The organism is Azospirillum humicireducens (assembly GCF_001639105.2).
Lineage (GTDB): Bacteria > Pseudomonadota > Alphaproteobacteria > Azospirillales > Azospirillaceae > Azospirillum > Azospirillum humicireducens.
The window spans coordinates 618,177-632,690 of record NZ_CP015285.1 but is presented as its reverse complement, the minus strand read 5'-3'; the positions used below and the strand labels follow the sequence as shown (position 1 = coordinate 632,690).

Annotated in this window: 17 protein-coding genes; 8 read left to right on the top strand and 9 right to left on the bottom strand. The window is 67.5% G+C overall.

What is annotated here, in order from left to right; translation table 11 throughout:
* Positions 1-3 precede the first annotated feature (3 nt).
* From nifN to fdxB, 5 genes are read left to right on the top strand one after another with little or no spacing between them, the layout of a single operon-like run.
* Complete coding sequence (nifN, locus tag A6A40_RS02880) at positions 4-1,374, top strand: nitrogenase iron-molybdenum cofactor biosynthesis protein NifN (RefSeq protein ID WP_063634025.1); 1,371 nt, start codon at positions 4-6, stop codon at positions 1,372-1,374.
* A gap of 38 nt (positions 1,375-1,412) precedes the next feature.
* Entirely contained in the window at positions 1,413-1,811 is a 399-nt protein-coding gene (gene nifX, locus A6A40_RS02875; protein WP_063634024.1) for a nitrogen fixation protein NifX, read from the top strand.
* A gap of 2 nt (positions 1,812-1,813) precedes the next feature.
* On the top strand, positions 1,814-2,269 hold the full coding sequence (locus A6A40_RS02870) for a NifX-associated nitrogen fixation protein (protein WP_063634023.1): 456 nt from the start codon (positions 1,814-1,816) through the stop codon (positions 2,267-2,269).
* A gap of 17 nt (positions 2,270-2,286) precedes the next feature.
* Positions 2,287-2,487, top strand: a complete 201-nt coding sequence (locus A6A40_RS02865; RefSeq protein WP_063634022.1) for a CCE_0567 family metalloprotein — start codon at positions 2,287-2,289, stop codon at positions 2,485-2,487.
* Between the two features lie 56 nt (positions 2,488-2,543).
* Positions 2,544-2,837 (top strand): ferredoxin III, nif-specific, encoded by a 294-nt coding sequence (fdxB, locus tag A6A40_RS02860; protein WP_063634021.1) that lies wholly within the window; start codon positions 2,544-2,546, stop codon positions 2,835-2,837.
* Between the two features lie 190 nt (positions 2,838-3,027).
* Here the strand turns inward: fdxB and A6A40_RS02855 are convergent, their stop codons facing one another.
* The 3 genes from A6A40_RS02855 to A6A40_RS02845 all read right to left on the bottom strand — a co-directional run bounded on the left by A6A40_RS02855 (position 3,028) and on the right by A6A40_RS02845 (position 5,752).
* Positions 3,028-4,392 carry a glutamate--cysteine ligase gene (locus tag A6A40_RS02855; protein WP_063634020.1) on the bottom strand — a complete coding sequence of 455 codons (1,365 nt, stop codon included), beginning with the start codon at positions 4,390-4,392 and terminating at the stop codon, positions 3,028-3,030.
* Between the two features lie 48 nt (positions 4,393-4,440).
* Positions 4,441-5,220, bottom strand: a complete 780-nt coding sequence (locus tag A6A40_RS02850) for a 16S rRNA (uracil(1498)-N(3))-methyltransferase (protein ID WP_063634019.1) — start codon at positions 5,218-5,220, stop codon at positions 4,441-4,443.
* A gap of 142 nt (positions 5,221-5,362) precedes the next feature.
* Positions 5,363-5,752: a response regulator gene (locus A6A40_RS02845; protein WP_063634018.1), complete on the bottom strand. Its 390-nt coding sequence runs from the start codon at positions 5,750-5,752 to the stop codon at positions 5,363-5,365.
* A gap of 226 nt (positions 5,753-5,978) precedes the next feature.
* Here A6A40_RS02845 and ubiA point away from each other — a divergent pair, with 226 nt between their 5' ends.
* On the top strand, positions 5,979-6,926 hold the full coding sequence (gene ubiA, locus A6A40_RS02840; protein WP_063634017.1) for a 4-hydroxybenzoate octaprenyltransferase: 948 nt from the start codon (positions 5,979-5,981) through the stop codon (positions 6,924-6,926).
* Between the two features lie 102 nt (positions 6,927-7,028).
* Here the strand turns inward: ubiA and A6A40_RS02835 are convergent, their stop codons facing one another.
* Positions 7,029-7,805 carry a CHAP domain-containing protein gene (locus A6A40_RS02835; protein WP_236783714.1) on the bottom strand — a complete coding sequence of 259 codons (777 nt, stop codon included), beginning with the start codon at positions 7,803-7,805 and terminating at the stop codon, positions 7,029-7,031.
* Positions 7,806-8,013: 208 nt separating this feature from the next.
* Between A6A40_RS02835 and A6A40_RS02830 the strand changes: the two genes are divergently transcribed.
* Positions 8,014-8,673 carry a class I SAM-dependent methyltransferase gene (locus A6A40_RS02830; protein WP_063634015.1) on the top strand — a complete coding sequence of 220 codons (660 nt, stop codon included), beginning with the start codon at positions 8,014-8,016 and terminating at the stop codon, positions 8,671-8,673.
* Here the strand turns inward: A6A40_RS02830 and A6A40_RS02825 are convergent.
* Positions 8,663-9,268, bottom strand: coding sequence for a uracil-DNA glycosylase (locus tag A6A40_RS02825; RefSeq protein ID WP_063634014.1), 606 nt, complete (start codon positions 9,266-9,268; stop codon positions 8,663-8,665). The genes A6A40_RS02830 and A6A40_RS02825 overlap by 11 nt on opposite strands.
* A gap of 154 nt (positions 9,269-9,422) precedes the next feature.
* On the opposite strand from A6A40_RS02825, the gene A6A40_RS02820 reads away from it, so the two are divergent.
* On the top strand, positions 9,423-9,833 hold the full coding sequence (locus tag A6A40_RS02820) for a 4a-hydroxytetrahydrobiopterin dehydratase (protein WP_063634013.1): 411 nt from the start codon (positions 9,423-9,425) through the stop codon (positions 9,831-9,833).
* A 156-nt stretch (positions 9,834-9,989) separates the two neighbouring features.
* Here the strand turns inward: A6A40_RS02820 and dgcA are convergent, their stop codons facing one another.
* From dgcA to A6A40_RS02800, 4 genes are all read right to left on the bottom strand, one after another.
* Positions 9,990-10,982 (bottom strand): N-acetyl-D-Glu racemase DgcA, encoded by a 993-nt coding sequence (gene dgcA, locus A6A40_RS02815; protein WP_063634012.1) that lies wholly within the window; start codon positions 10,980-10,982, stop codon positions 9,990-9,992.
* Positions 10,983-11,063: 81 nt separating this feature from the next.
* Positions 11,064-12,110 carry a methyl-accepting chemotaxis protein gene (locus A6A40_RS02810; protein WP_236783713.1) on the bottom strand — a complete coding sequence of 349 codons (1,047 nt, stop codon included), beginning with the start codon at positions 12,108-12,110 and terminating at the stop codon, positions 11,064-11,066.
* Between the two features lie 379 nt (positions 12,111-12,489).
* On the bottom strand, positions 12,490-13,818 hold the full coding sequence (locus tag A6A40_RS02805; RefSeq protein WP_063634011.1) for a methyl-accepting chemotaxis protein: 1,329 nt from the start codon (positions 13,816-13,818) through the stop codon (positions 12,490-12,492).
* Positions 13,793-14,317, bottom strand: coding sequence for a PAS domain-containing protein (locus A6A40_RS02800; protein WP_063634010.1), 525 nt, complete (start codon positions 14,315-14,317; stop codon positions 13,793-13,795). The genes A6A40_RS02805 and A6A40_RS02800 overlap by 26 nt, the downstream gene beginning before the upstream one ends.
* Between the last annotated feature and the right edge of the window lie 197 nt (positions 14,318-14,514).

Here is a 14,514-nt window from a genome sequence, read left to right as displayed (position 1 = left end):
CCGATGTCCCACATCCAGCGCTTCCCCTCCGCCGCCAAGGCCGCCACGACCAATCCGCTGAAGATGAGCCAGCCGCTGGGTGCTGCGCTGGCCTATCTCGGAATCGACCGTTGCCTGCCGCTGTTCCACGGCTCGCAGGGCTGCACCGCCTTCGGGCTGGTCCTGCTGGTGCGCCATTTCCGCGAGGCGATCCCGCTGCAAACCACTGCGATGGATCAGGTCTCCACCATCCTCGGCGGCTACGACAATCTGGAACAGGCGATCCGCACCATCGTCGAGCGCAACAAGCCCGCCATGATCGGCGTCGCCACCACCGGCGTCACCGAGACCAAGGGCGAGGACATGGGCGGACAGTACACGCTGTTCCGCCAGCGCAACCCCGACATGGCCGACACCGCCCTGGTCTTCGCCAACACCCCCGACTTCGCCGGCGGCTTCGAGGACGGCTTCGCCGCCGCCGTCACCGCGATGGTCGAGCGGCTGGTCGAACCGTCGCCGGTGCGCATCCCGACCCAGGTCAATGTGCTGGCCGGCAGCCACCTGTCGCCCGGCGATGTCGAGGAACTGCGCGACATCATCGAAGGCTTCGGCCTGTCGCCGATCATGTTGCCCGACCTGTCGCTGTCGATGGCGGGCCGTCAGCCGACCGACTTCACCGCCACTTCGCTGGGTGGCGTGACGGTGGAGCAGATCCGCGCCATGGGCGCCTCGGCCGCCACCATCGTGGTCGGCGAGCATATGCGGGTGGCCGGCAATGCGCTGGAGCTGAAGACCGACGTTCCCAGCCACTTCTTCAGCCGCCTGACCGGGTTGGAGGCATCGGACAAGCTGGTCCGGCTGCTGATGGAACTGTCCGGCAAGCCGGCGCCGGCCCGGCTGCGGCGCCAGCGCGAAGCCCTGGTCGACGCCATGCTGGACGGGCATTTCTTCTTCAGCCGCAAGCGCATCGCCGTCGCGCTGGAACCCGACCTGCTCTATGCCGTCACCGGCTTCCTGGCCGACATGGGGGCCGAGGTGATCGCCGCGGTGTCGCCAACGCAGAGCCCGGTGCTGGAGCGGCTGAAGGCAGCCACCATCATGGTCGGCGATCATTCCGACCTGGAGACGCTGGCCCGCGACGCCGACCTGATCGTCTCCAATTCGCACGGGCGGCAGGGGGCTGCGCGGATCGGCGTGGCCCTGCACCGCATGGGCCTGCCGATGTTCGACCGGCTGGGGGCGGGGCTGCGCGTGCAGGTCGGCTACCGCGGCACGCGCGAGCTGCTGTGCGACATCGGCAACCTGTTCCTCGCCCGCGAGATGGATCACGAGGGCCGCGGTCACGGGGACGCTCACGGCTGCGGAGGCGGATCATGCGGATGCAACGCCGTCTGAGCGTGGTGCAGGACCCACGCCCGACCAAAGGAGGATCGATGAAGGTCGCTTTCTGCACCCAGGACATGCAGCACGTCGATGCGCATTTCGGCTGGGCCAAGAACATCGCCGTCTATCGGGTCGACCGCCAGGGCCATGCCTTTCTGGAGACCTTCCAGTTCGGCGGCTCGATGTTCGAGGACGGCAACGAGGACAAGCTGGTGCCCAAGCTGGAGGCGCTGGCCGATGTCGCCATCGTCTATCTGTCGGCCATCGGCGCCTCGGCCGCCGCCCGCGTGGTGGCGAAGAAGATCCATCCGGTGAAGGTCGAGGCCACCGAGACCATTCCGGCCCTGCTCGAAAAGCTGGTCCAGACGCTGAACGGCAATCCGCCGCCCTGGCTGCGCAAGGCGATGGGCGAGACGCCGCAATTCCATTTCGACGAGGAGGAGGTCTGAGCATGGTTGATGTGGCCGAGATATCCGTCGCCGACCAGTTCGTGAAGACGCTGGTCCTGCTGTTCCGTGCCGAGGACAGCTATGGCGCCTGGGAAGGCAAGCCGGACGAGGCCCTGCTCGCTCCCTTCGTGCTGGACAAGGAGGCGCGGGCCGCCATCCCGATCATCGGCGATCCCGATCCGGACACGCTGTGGCGGCTGGAGCTGTTCTACAAGGCGGTCGGCGTCACCGTCGAAAAACGGACCGGCATGATGGCCTCGCCGATGATGAAGATGAGCCATGAGGGCTTCGGCCGCATGGTGCTGACCACCGGCCGGCTGGTGGTGGTGTCGAAGACCCTGCGCGACGTCCACCGCTTCGGCTTCCCCAGCATCGAGAAGATGGCCGCCGACGGCGCCAAGCTGGTCGAGGATGCGGTGGCGTTGATCAAGAAATACCCCGAGGTCGCCGACCTCTGATCCCTGGGATTGCAACCATGAGCGACATCGACTCCCTGAAGGACGAGATCAAGAAGCTGAACGCCCGCGCCACCCAGAAGAAGATGGATTTGCATGATCTGTCGGAAGAGCTTCCGCAGAACTGGCAAAGCATCCTTACGGTGGCGCAGGAAACCTATGACGCCTTCAAGACCCTGACCGAGAAGCGGGCGGCGCTGAAGGCGCTGGAGACGGCGTAACCCCTCCATCTTCCGAGAATGGCTTAGGCGCACCCTTTCCCGAGAGGAGCATTCCCATGGCTGAGTTCCTGACCGGCACCACACGGGGGGGTCAGAGCTGGACCCCGAAATTCGTCGAGACCATCGATCAGAAGCAGTGCATCGGCTGCGGCCGTTGCTTCAAGGTCTGCGGACGCGGCGTGCTGAACATGATCGGCCTGACCGAGGACGGCGACATCGTCGACGCCTTCGACGACGAGGCCGAGAAGAAGGTGATGACGGTCGAGACCGCGGCCAACTGCATCGGCTGCGAAAGCTGCTCCAAGGTGTGTTCGAAGAGCTGCATCACGCATGTGGCGGTGGCGGCTTAGGGTTTTCGCCCGGGTGCCCCCACCCTTCCCATGCTACGCATGGGCCCCTTCCCTCCCCCGCCCTCGGCCGGCCAAAGGCCGGTCCGATCGCGGTAGAGGGAGTTGGTGGTAGAGCGGCGGCAGTCCCCTCTCCCTCGAAGAGGGGGAGGGTTAGGGAGGGGGCCTCACCCTGGCAAAGCCCCCACTCCCCTCAGTACGCATACTCCTTGAACACCGGATCGACGCTGCCGCCCCAGGGGCCGTTGAACTTCTCCAGAAGTTCGTCGGCGGGGCTGCGGCCGGACTCGGCGATGACCTGAAGCGTGTCGAGGAAGTGGGTCTCGTCGTCGCCCCAATTGTCGTTGCGTGCACGCCGCGCCAGACCGTCGCGGGCGATCGCAACCACCTCCAGCGCCACGTCGCGCACCGTCCCATTGCGGAACGTCGTGCGCAGGCCCGACCGCGGCACCTCGGCGCGCAGATGCGCGCGCTCCTCCGTGGTCCAGTCCTTCACCAGGTCCCAGGCCGCATCCAGCGCCACCTGATCGTAGAGCAGCCCAACCCACAGAGCCGGCAAAGCGCACAGGCTGCGCCACGGGCCGCCGTCGGCGCCGCGCATCTCCAGATACTTCTTCAGCCGCACTTCCGGGAAGGCGGTGGTGGTGTGGTCGGCCCAGTCGGTGATCAGCGGCAGTTCGCCCGCCAGCGCCGGCAGCCTGCCGTCGAGGAAATCGCGGAAGGACTGGCCGGCCGCGTCGATGTAGGTGCCGTCGCGGTAGACGAAGTACATCGGCGTGTCGAGCAGATAGTCGACATAGCGCTCGAAGCCGAAGCCGTCCTCGAACACGAAGGGAATGTCGCCGGTGCGGTCGGCGTCGGTGTCGGTCCAGATGTGGCTGCGGAAGCTCTGGAAGCCGTTGGGCTTACCCTCGGTGAAGGGGGACATGGCGAACAGCGCCGTCGCAATCGGCTGGAGGGCCAGCGAGACGCGGAACTTCTTCACCATGTCGGCTTCGGAGGCGAAGTCGAGGTTGACCTGCACGGTGCAGGTCCGCGTCATCATGTCGAGGCCGAGCGAGCCGACCTTCGGCATGTAGTCGCGCATGATCTTGTAGCGGCCCTTCGGCATCCAGGGGATGTCGTCACGCGTCCATTTCGGCTGGAAGCCCAGCCCCATCATGGCGATGCCCAGTTCGCCCCCGACCTCCTTCACCTGACGCAGATGGCGGTGCACCTCGGCGCAGGTCTGGTGCAGGGTCTCCAGCGGTGCGCCCGACAGCTCGACCTGCCCGCCCGGCTCAAGCGTGATGTTGGCCATGTCCTGGACCAGGGCGATGATGTTGCCCTTCTCCTCCACCGGCTGCCAGCCGAAGCGGGTCATGCGGGTCAGCAGTTCGCGGATGCCGTCCGGCCCGTCATAGGTCAACGGCCGCAGGTCGGAGGTGCGGTAGGCGAACTTCTCGTGCTCGGTCCCGATGCGCCAATCCGGCGCCGGCTTGCTGCCGGATTCGAGATAGGCCACCAGTTGGCGGCGGTCGGTGATGGGTTCGCCGCGCGTGGTCGGGGGTGCGGACATGAAGTCTCTCGCGGGAAGTGGACGGAGGATCGGCCGGGTGACGGCCGGTTACGGGATCGGCGCGCGGAAAGGCGGACGCCGGTCGCTTCCCCCGGCAGTCCAATCCCCGGTCAAGGACTGCCAGCAAGCCAGCGCCGCCACCACAGCCGTATCGGCCCGCAGGATGCGCGGACCCAATCCCACGGGAACAACAAAGGGGAGTTTGACGAGTTCGTCAAGTTCCGACTGGTCGAAGCCCCCCTCCGGCCCGACCAGCAGCGCGGCAGGCCCCGCGGGGGCGTCGCGCAGCACCTCCGCGATCGGACGGGCGGAGCCGGCCTCGGCGCACAGATAGAGCCGGCGGTCCGCCGGCCAGCCGGCCAGCGCGCGGTCCAGCGGCAGAGCCTCGCCCATCTCCGGCACGCTGAGCCGCTCGCACTGCTCGGCCGCCTCCACCGCATTGGCGCGCAGCCGGTCGATGTTGACGCGGTTGGGATCGGTGCGGCGGGTGAAGACCGGCCAAAGCCGGGAAACCCCCATCTCGGTCGCCTTTTCGGCGACGAAGTCGATGCGGCCCTTCTTCAGCGGGGCGAACAGCAGCCACAGGTCCGGAGCCGAATCCTGTTCCCGCCGCCGGCCCGCCACGGTCAGCGAGCACCAGCCCTTGCCGAAGCCGTCGATTGTCGCCCGCCATTCGCCGTCGCGGCCGTTGAACACTGCGACCGGATCGCCGCGGTCCAGCCGCAGGACATGGCGCAGAAAATGGGCGCGCTCATGATCCAGCCCAACCGATTGGCCTTCGGCCAGCGGGCTGTCCACATACAGGCGGGTCTTGATCGGGTCGGCCATGGTTGTCATCTCCGCAGGGCGCGCGCCGACTATAGCCGGCTGCGGGCGTGCAAGTCAGCACATCAGAGACAACGGAAACGCGCGGGAGCGGTGCGCGGAAAACGGATGGCGGACCCGAGTGCCGGAGATCGGGCGCGGCGAATCAGGCTGGGGCGATCAGGGACTCGATCTGCCGGCGCAGGTCGTTGGGCTGAACGGGCTTGTGCAGGATGCGCACCTGTTCCGTCTTGGCGGCGGCCATCAACTCGGGGCCGGTGTCGCCGGTCAGGATGATGGCGGGAACGGCGGCGCCACAGGCCTCACGCACCGCACGAACGGCCGTGATGCCCGACCAGCCGTCGCGCAGCCGGTAATCGGACAGGATCACGTCGGGAACCGGATGGCCCGGGAGCTTCGCCAGGATGGTCTCCACATCCTCGGCGGCCAACACCTGATAGCCCCAGGTGTCCAGCATGATCTCCATCCCGGCCAAAATGATCGACTCGTCATCGATCACGACGGCGAAACGGTCCGGTGTTGCGTTCATATCCATTTAAGATAGCAGACTGCTGAGGTTGCAACGAAGAAACAGTATTGGTGCGATTTTGGCGCGTGCAAGTCCCCGACCTGCTATTTTCCATAGCGACAGCCCCGGCCTAACGCCGCACCCACCTCGCAGGCAGCAGCGGCAGCGTGCTTGCCGCCTGGACGACTGCCCGATACCTTCGCGCTGATCGCCTGTTCAGCCATCTCCATAGCACAGCGGAAACGCCGCCGTCATGCCCACCGCATCCACCGGTCCCACTCTTCCAGAGTCCGGCTTCACCGACATCCGTCAGGACGGGTGGCTCGCCCGCCATCTGCCCGCCGGTTTGCGTCCCTACGTCACGCTGGCGCGGCTCGACCGTCCGATCGGGACCTGGCTGCTGCTGTTCCCCTGCTGGTGGAGCGTGGCGCTGGCGATGCCGCAGCCCTTCCGCGACTGGCCATCGCTGCTCTGGATGATGGCTCTGTTCGGAATCGGCGCGGTGCTGATGCGTGGTGCCGGCTGCACGGTCAACGATATCCTGGACCGCAAGTTCGATGCGATGGTGGAGCGCACCCGCTCCCGCCCGATTCCGTCGGGACAGGTGTCGGTGCGCCAGGCGCTGGTCTTCCTGGCGCTGCAGCTGTTGGTGTCGCTTCTGGTCCTGCTGCAGCTGGGGCCGACGGCCATCGGGCTGGGCGTGCTGTCGCTGGCGCTCGTCTTCACCTATCCGCTGATGAAGCGCATCACCTGGTGGCCGCAGGCCTTCCTTGGGCTGACCTTCAACTGGGGCGCCCTGATGGGCTGGGCCGCGGTGCAGAACGGTGTCGGCTGGCCGGCGGTGGCGCTCTATGTGACGGGCATCGCCTGGACGCTGGGCTACGACACGATCTACGCCCACCAGGACAAGGAGGACGATGCGCGGATCGGCGTGAAGTCCACCGCGCTGCGTTTGGGTGACCAGAGCAAGATCTGGATCTATGGCTTCTACACCCTGACCTATGTCGGCATCGGTATCGCCGGCCGTCTGGCCGGGCTGGGCGGCCTGTTCCTGCCGGTGCTGTCGCTGGCGGCGCTGCAACTGGCCTGGCAGGTCGCCACATGGCGCCCGGACGATCAGGGTGACTGCCTGGACAAGTTCAAGTCCAACCGCTGGTTCGGTTGGCTGGTGCTGGCCGCGATCCTGGCGGGGAAGTTCTAGGGTGCTTTGGTGGGGGCAATCGAAGCCGACGCTCCCACCCCCAAAAACAAAAAGAGCGGAGCAAAGCCCCGCCCTTCCAGAAAACTTGAAACCCTTCCCCGCTCAGCGTTCGCTGGTATCGGCCAGCTGGGCGACGGAGTTGCCGGAACCGGGCTTGCGGCCGGGGGCGACGGTGTGGCGGCTGCCGGGTGCCGAAACTTCGGCAACGATGACCTGAGCCGGAGCGGCATGCGCAGCACCCGGCTTGCGGACCGGAAGCACCGCAACATCGGTCCGCTGCGGCTTGGCGTGGGAGGCGACAGCGGTGGCCGGCAGGTTCTGCGGCTTGCGGCCGGGGACCGATACGCTGTGTCCCTTCTGCGGGTGCAGCGACGCCTCCATCATGCGCGGGCCGTTCGCCTTGGCACGGCCGCGCGGGCTGCTGCTGAAGCCTTGGTCCATGCCGCGGTCGCCGGCATCCAGCATCCGGCCGCCGCGCGGGGCCTCGTCGCCTTCCGGCATGATGAAGCCGTAGGCGGCGTAGACGCGCAGGCCCATCTGGTCGGTCGGCTCGTGCCAGACGCGGACGGCCGACCAGTCGTTGTTGCGGGAAACGTCGACCACCCGCATGCCGCGGCGCAGCCCGTCGCCATCCAGCCAGCTGTGGTCGACCTCGATGGTGCGGCGGTCGATCACAGCGCTGACCAGCGAGACATGACCACGGCGCATGTGGCCGGTGCGCTTGAAGACGAGGACGGAGCCGACGGCAGGACGGTGGTCGCGGTCATACTGGCCGGCGGCATGGTCCCACCAGGTCCAGGCGTCGCCGCGGATCGTGAAATCGGAGATGGAGCGGACGGTGCGGACGCAATCACCGTCTTGTGCGGCAGCCGTCGACACGGTAAGGGGGCTCAGCGCGATCAAAGCCGCAAACGAAAGGCCGATGGCGGTTCCCCTCTGCCGCATGACTCCCCCAATCCCTCTGTTTTCCCCTGGAGGAAACGGGTAACACGGGTTCGCAGCTGTGTCTACACCGTTTGAATTGTGTAACATTCATAAGCCACGGTCCTTCATCCCGCCAACAGCGGAGTCCCTTGGGAAACCTCGTATGAACAACGCATCTCCGCAAGATTTCGTCCGCGACAACACGGCGCTGACGACCACACCGCTGTTGCCGGAAATCCAGCTTCATCTTGCCACCGAGGTGACGCCCCTCTGGCAGGCGACGGAGGAGACCTTGGCCGCCACGAATTTGCCACCGCCATACTGGGCTTTCGCTTGGCCGGGCGGACAGGCCGTGGCGCGGCTGTTGCTCGACCGGCCGGAGTTGGCGGCGGGCAGGTCGGTGCTCGATTTTGCCGCAGGCACCGGGCTGGTCGGCATCGCCGCGATGAAGGCCGGGGCGGCGCGCGTCCAGTGCTGCGACATCGACCGCTTCTCGCTGGCCGCCATCGCGTTGAACGCCATGGCCAACGGGGTCGAGATCAAGGCGGTCAGCGCCGATCTGGTCGGGCGGCCCCTGCCGGGTATCGACGTCGTGCTGGCTGGCGACGTCTGTTACGAGAAGCCGATGGCCGAGCGGGTGACGGCATGGCTGCGCGGGATCGCGGCGACCGGAACGCTGGTCCTGCTGGGCGATCCCGGCCGCGCCTATTTCCCCGCCGCCGGCGTCGAGAAGGTGGCGAGCTACACCGTCCCGACCTCGCTGGAGCTGGAGGACCGCGAGGCGCGCGAGACGACGATCTGGAAGCTGTTGCCTAACGGGTGAGGCGCGACACGGCCAGCCTCAGGTCGGCCAGGAAGGTCGGCTGTTCGACCAGCTGGCCGCGCAGCAGATAGCTCGGGTGGAAGGTCGGCACGACCTCCACCCCCTCCAGCAGCCGGCAAGGCAGCAGCTTGCCGCGCAGCTGCAGGATGCCATTCTCCCCGGTCAGCGCCCAGGTCGGCGTCCGGCCCAGCGCCACGATCACCGACGGGCGAAACTCGGTCAACGTGGCGCGCAGATGTTCGATCTCGCCGGCGAACTCGGCGAGCAGGCGGTCCGACGTGCCGAAGGCGCCCCAGCTCTCGTCGATCTCCCGCCCCTCTCTGCGGGCGCGGGCGCGCGAGGCGAAGAAATGCCCCACCTTGTTGCCGGGCGGCTGATAACGGAAGACGTTGGCGACGAGGCACTCCGCCCGCTCGATCCCCACGGCGGCGAGCGATTCGTCCAGCAGCCTGCCGCTGCGCCCGACGAAGGGTGTGCCTTGCCGGGCCTCCTCCGCCCCCGGCGCCTCGCCGACGATGGCAAGCCGCGGCCCGTCCACCGGCTTGGTCGGGTACTGGTAATCGGCGAAGGGCATATCGGTGCGCAGGTCGGTCATCGGGTCGCTTCCAAAAATCTTGTCAAAAGGGCGCAGTGGGGGCGCCGGGCTTGCCGAAGCGCCCGCCCGAACCCAAGCTTGTAGGCGGTGAGGTTCCAGCCCAGACCGCCCACCCTACAAACAGGACCAACCCACAAACAAGGGAGAGACCGGGATGACACCGCAAGCACCGGCGACACAGGAACTGGCCGGCAAGACCTGCGAGCCCTGCCGCGGCGGGATACCGCCGATGGACCGCGCGACGGCCGCCTCCTATCTGGTGCAGGTGCCGGGCTGGGTCCTGAAGGAGGACCCCGACCGCATCGAGCGCGACTTCACGTTCCCCGACTTCGCCCAGGCCCAGGCCTTCGCCAATCAGGTGGGAAACCTGTGCGAGGCCGAAGGCCATCATGCCGAAATCCGTTTCGGCTGGGGCCACTGCTCCGTCGGCTTCTGGACCCACAAGATCAGGGGCCTGCACGAGAACGACTTCATCATGGCCGCCAAGGTCAACGGCATCGCCGAAACGCCCTCTGTGCCGGCGTCGGTGGGGACACCGCCGCCGCCTTATGTCCAGGGGGCGTGAGGGGGAGCCCCCTCCCTTCCCACGGCTGCGCCGCGGGCCCCTTCCCTCCCCCGCTTCACGGGAGAGGGTGGATTGGCAGAGCGGCGGCAGTCCCCTCTCCCTCGAAGAGGGGGAGGGTTAGGGAGGGGGCAATCGCAGCCGACGCCTCCCCGCCCCCTACCCCCACAACTCCGCCGCCGGCGGCTGCACCACCGCGCCGTCATAGACCAGCCCCGGCTCGCGGTCGCGGGCCAGCAGCAGCGGGCCGTCCAGGTCGACATAGCGTGCGCCCTGCCCCACCAGGATCGCCGGCGCCATGGCGAGCGACGTCGCGACCATGCAGCCGACCATCACCTCGAACCCCATGGCATGGGCGGCGCGGGTCATCGCCAGCGCCTCCGTCAGGCCCCCGGTCTTGTCCAGCTTCACGTTCACCACCCGATAGAGGCCGCGCAGTCGGTCCAGCGACTCCAACCCGTGGCAGGATTCGTCGGCGCCCAGGGGAACCGGACAGGCGATTCCGCGCAGAGCCTCGTCCTGGCCGGCCGGCAGCGGCTGTTCGATCATCTCGACGCCGAGGCCGGCCAACACCGGGGCGAAGCGGTGCAGCTGATCCAGCGTCCAACCTTCGTTGGCGTCCACCACCAGCCGGGCGGCGGGGGCGGCGGCGCGGACGGCGCGGACACGGTCGAGGTCGCCCTCCCCCGTCAGCTTCATCTTCAGCAGCGGATGTCGCGGCGCCCGCTCCTGCGCCGCGGCGGCCATCGCCTCGGGCTCGTCGACGCTCAGCGTGTAGCAGGTGACCAGCCGTCCCGGCGGTTCGGCCAGCCCGGCGAGCTTCCAGGCCGGCACGCCGCTGCGCTTGGCCTCCAGATCCCAGAGGGCACAGTCCAGCGCGTTGCGGGCGGCACCGGGCGGCATCAGCCGGGACAGCGAGTCGCGGTCGAGGCCGGCAGCCACCGCGCCGGCCATCGCCTCCAGCGCGGCGGCGACCCCGTCCACGCTCTCGCCGTAGCGGGCGTATGGCACGCATTCGCCGCGGCCGCGGTGCGGTCCGTCGGTCACCTCCGCCACCACCACCGCGGCTTCGGTCTTGGCCCCGCGCGAGATGCGGAAGGACCCGCGGATCGGGAAGCTCTCCCGGTGGACGGTCAGCTGCTGGGCGGACATGATCGCGAACCCCGAAACGGAACAGGGCCGGGAGTGTATCCCGGCCCCATCCGCAAAGGCGACAGGCTTGAGACGGCGGAATCACCGCTCCTGCACGATGACTCCGTACCAGCCAAGCCCCTTGTATGTCTCATAACCAGGGGTCAGCGCATAGCCGACGATGCGGTTCCTGTCGTCGATGTAGTGGCCCATGGAGCCGGCATTGCGGCGCAGCGGCACCGTCTCGGTCAGCAGCCCCCGGCCGTCGGAGGACGCGATCACCCGTTGGCGGGCGTCGAGCAGCAGACAGCGCGACTTCTCGCGCTCTCCGGCTTCCAGCCGCACGCCCTCGACCACCGCAGCGGCCTGGGGCTCCCAGTCGAAGAAGATGCCGAGCACGCCGATGGCGTCGCCGTCCGCCTCGCCGTCGCGGCGGATGGCGGTGGCATAGGTGGCGACGACGCGGTCGTCCAGGCTGCGGTTGCGGGCAACGTCGCCGACCGTGAACTCGCTGCCATTGCGGGTGGCCAGCGCCTGCCTGAACCAGGGTTCGTCCGACACGTTGGCGCCGCGGGCGCCGGGATAGCGGTCGGGCCGGCCATTGGCGATGACGGTGCCGTTGCGGTCGGCGATCCAGAGGTCGAGATAGACGGTGTAGGATTCCAGGATCACGCCGAGCCGGCGCGAAGCGTGGCGGCGGGCGTCCTCGCTCGGATCGGCGGCGCAATCGACCACCGCGCTGTCGGTCGCCCACCAACGCACGTCGCAGGAGCGCTCGTAGAGGTTGCGGTCGATGATCTCGATCATGTTCAGCGACAGATCGGCCAGCCGCTTGCCGTGCATCTCCTGCACCATGGCGCTGCCGGTGGTGGTCAGGTGATCGACGCGGGCGACGATCTCCGACCGCAGTTCCTTGGTGATGCTGTTGACCTGCGTCGAGATCTCCGACACCTCGTTGGCGACGACGGCGAAGCCGCGCCCGGCGTCGCCGGCCCGCGCCGCCTCGATCAGGGCGTTCATCGCCAGCATCTTGGTGCGCCGGGTGATGTCCTCGATCAAGGACACCTTCTTCGACGCAACATCCAGCACGCCCCGCGACAGCTCGAACAGATCGGTGCCCGCCATGCTCATCGTCTTGTCCCCCGTCATGACCGTCCCTGTTTCCCCCTCATCAAAAGCCGTGCCAACGGTCACTGGAACTCCACGGTCCATCTGCCCTTCCCGATTTCCGCGGCACTCGGCCGCAGATGACATGCAAGGTCCGGATGTTTCCGGAGTGTCGTTCGGTTAAGGTGCTGAAACAAATGGCAGGCTGGCGGGAGGTTGCTCAACGGGTCGCGGCGCCGGCGGTCATACGTCCGTCATATTGCCGACTGGTAACATGATTTCTCGCCAAATGCGTAATAAAAAGTCCGTAGCGAGAGGGAAGACGCCAGATCAATTCCGCACTGCGAGATCCCATACACAAGCTGTGCACATTCGCCGGGCAGTTGACGCGACGCACATCACCCCACCGGCAAAATCGCCGTCAGGCGACGCGATGCATCTCGTCGAGAAAACGCTGGACCTCGCGGGTCAGCCGATCGGCTTCGGCCGCCATGCGTTCGGAGGCGGCGAACACCTCGTGCGCAGTGCCGCTGGTGCGGCCGGCGGCATCGGTGACCTCACGGATGTCGGAGGACACGGCACGGGTGCCGGCGGCCGCCTGTTCCATGTTGACGACGATCTCCCGCACGGCGGAGCCCTGCTGCTCGATCCCGGCGCTGATGCCGGCGGCGATCCGGTTGATCGAGGTGATGGTGCGGCCAATACCGACGATGGCCTCCACCGCCTCGTCGGTGGAGGACTGGATTCCGGCGATCTGCGCCGCAATGTCTCCGGTGGCTTTGGCGGTCTGGTCGGCCAGCCGCTTCACCTCCTGCGCCACGACGGCAAAGCCCTTTCCGGCCTCCCCCGCCCGTGCCGCCTCGATCGTGGCGTTGAGCGCCAGGAGGTTGGTCTGGCTGGCGATGTCGTTGATCAGCGTGATGACGTCGCCGACCGTGCGCGCAGCCTCCGACAGCGTGGCGACCAGCGCGTTCGACCGCTCCGCCTCCCCGGCCGCGGTTTCGGCGACATGCGCGACCTCGCCTATCTGGCGGGCGATCTCGGCGATGGAGGCAGACAGTTCCTCGGTTGCGGCGGCGACGCTGCCGACGTTGCTGCCGGTCTGCGCTGCGGAGGCCGCGACCGACGAGGCCTTGCCGGTCGCCTGGGTCGCGTCCGTCTCCATGGTTCGGGCGGAGACCTCCAACTGATGGGCGGTGTCGGCCACCTCGCTGCACACGCTCTGGATCTGGCCTTCGAAGCGTTGGGTGACGCCGGCGAAGCCTGCGACCTTCTGCGAGATGCTCTCCGTCGCCGCATTGATGGTCCGGCTGGCGTGCAGGAAGCCGCCCTGCATGCCGCGCAGCACGATCCGGCGGAAATACTTGTGCTCCGACACCGTATGCATCGAGGCCGTCGCCTCGCGCACGAAGGCGTCGGTGCGGTCGATGGCGTCGTTGGTTGCGTGCATCAATTCGCCAAGCGACCCGCCTTCGCGGATGCCGATCACCCGCGCCTCGAAGTCGCCGGCGGCGACGGCACGGTTGACCGCGGCCAACTGCCGCACGACCGCGCCGGCCCGGCGCAGGTACAGACCGGCACCGCCAAGCGCCGCAAGCCCGGCCAGGGCCAGTCCGGCGCGCAGAGCGACGCCGCCGGCATCCAGCAGTTCGACCACCAGCAGGGCTGATAGCGCTGCGACACACAGCGCGACAAGCCAACCGGTCCGGGTCAGGGACGACGCTTTAGAGGGAGAAGACGAATTCGTCATATCCGATTCCCTTCTCGGCCAGCAGGGCGAGGACGGCGGCGAATCCGGCCTCCATCCCCTGTTTGCGGTCGGCATGGCTGTTCTCGATATCGAGGAGCTGGCGATAGAGCGGGATGACCTTGTCCAACGCCGACCGCTCCGGCACCCGGCGGGAGGAATGGTAGCCGATCACCCGCCCGTCAGCGTCGAAACTGGGTGTGACATGGGCGAAGACCCAGTAATGGTCACCGTTGCGGGCGCGGTTGACCACGTAGGCGAAGATCTCCTGCCCCGCCTCCAGCGTGTCCCACAACAGCTTGAAGACGCAGCGCGGCATGTCGGGATGGCGCACGATGGAATGGGGAGCGCCCATCAACTCCGATTCGCTGTAGCCAGCGACCTGCTGGAACACCCGGTTCGCATAGGTGATCCGCCCCTTCAGGTCCGTCTTTGAAACGATGACTTCATCCGGGTCGAAGAAGCGTTCCACCCCCGTCAGGGGAACGTCGCGTCGTGCCATGTGCCTACCGGTCTCCCGCTTCCCTGACCCGCACCGGACCACGCCGGACCCGGCATGCCCCTCGTCGTGGCGAAGACCGGCGGCAGGGACGGATTATGTCCGGATTGTCATGCCGCACGATGCCCCGCACCGCGGGCGCCGCAACCATTTGCACTGTAATGTGACAGAAGCTTGCGGGAAAGACCCTACCCATTGCG

Bases quoted from the DNA above. Each gene is read 5' to 3' on its own strand.
- nifN (WP_063634025.1), top strand. From the start codon at position 4: ATGTCCCACATCCAGCGCTTCCCCTCCGCCGCCAAGGCCGCCACGACC.
- nifX (WP_063634024.1), top strand. From the start codon at position 1,413: ATGAAGGTCGCTTTCTGCACCCAGGACATGCAGCACGTCGATGCGCAT.
- A6A40_RS02870 (WP_063634023.1), top strand. From the start codon at position 1,814: ATGGTTGATGTGGCCGAGATATCCGTCGCCGACCAGTTCGTGAAGACG.
- A6A40_RS02865 (WP_063634022.1), top strand. From the start codon at position 2,287: ATGAGCGACATCGACTCCCTGAAGGACGAGATCAAGAAGCTGAACGCC.
- fdxB (WP_063634021.1), top strand. From the start codon at position 2,544: ATGGCTGAGTTCCTGACCGGCACCACACGGGGGGGTCAGAGCTGGACC.
- A6A40_RS02855 (WP_063634020.1), bottom strand. From the start codon at position 4,392: ATGTCCGCACCCCCGACCACGCGCGGCGAACCCATCACCGACCGCCGC.
- A6A40_RS02850 (WP_063634019.1), bottom strand. From the start codon at position 5,220: ATGGCCGACCCGATCAAGACCCGCCTGTATGTGGACAGCCCGCTGGCC.
- A6A40_RS02845 (WP_063634018.1), bottom strand. From the start codon at position 5,752: ATGGATATGAACGCAACACCGGACCGTTTCGCCGTCGTGATCGATGAC.
- ubiA (WP_063634017.1), top strand. From the start codon at position 5,979: ATGCCCACCGCATCCACCGGTCCCACTCTTCCAGAGTCCGGCTTCACC.
- A6A40_RS02830 (WP_063634015.1), top strand. From the start codon at position 8,014: ATGAACAACGCATCTCCGCAAGATTTCGTCCGCGACAACACGGCGCTG.
- A6A40_RS02825 (WP_063634014.1), bottom strand. From the start codon at position 9,268: ATGACCGACCTGCGCACCGATATGCCCTTCGCCGATTACCAGTACCCG.
- A6A40_RS02820 (WP_063634013.1), top strand. From the start codon at position 9,423: ATGACACCGCAAGCACCGGCGACACAGGAACTGGCCGGCAAGACCTGC.
- dgcA (WP_063634012.1), bottom strand. From the start codon at position 10,982: ATGTCCGCCCAGCAGCTGACCGTCCACCGGGAGAGCTTCCCGATCCGC.
- A6A40_RS02810 (WP_236783713.1), bottom strand. From the start codon at position 12,110: ATGACGGGGGACAAGACGATGAGCATGGCGGGCACCGATCTGTTCGAG.
- A6A40_RS02805 (WP_063634011.1), bottom strand. From the start codon at position 13,818: ATGACGAATTCGTCTTCTCCCTCTAAAGCGTCGTCCCTGACCCGGACC.
- A6A40_RS02800 (WP_063634010.1), bottom strand. From the start codon at position 14,317: ATGGCACGACGCGACGTTCCCCTGACGGGGGTGGAACGCTTCTTCGAC.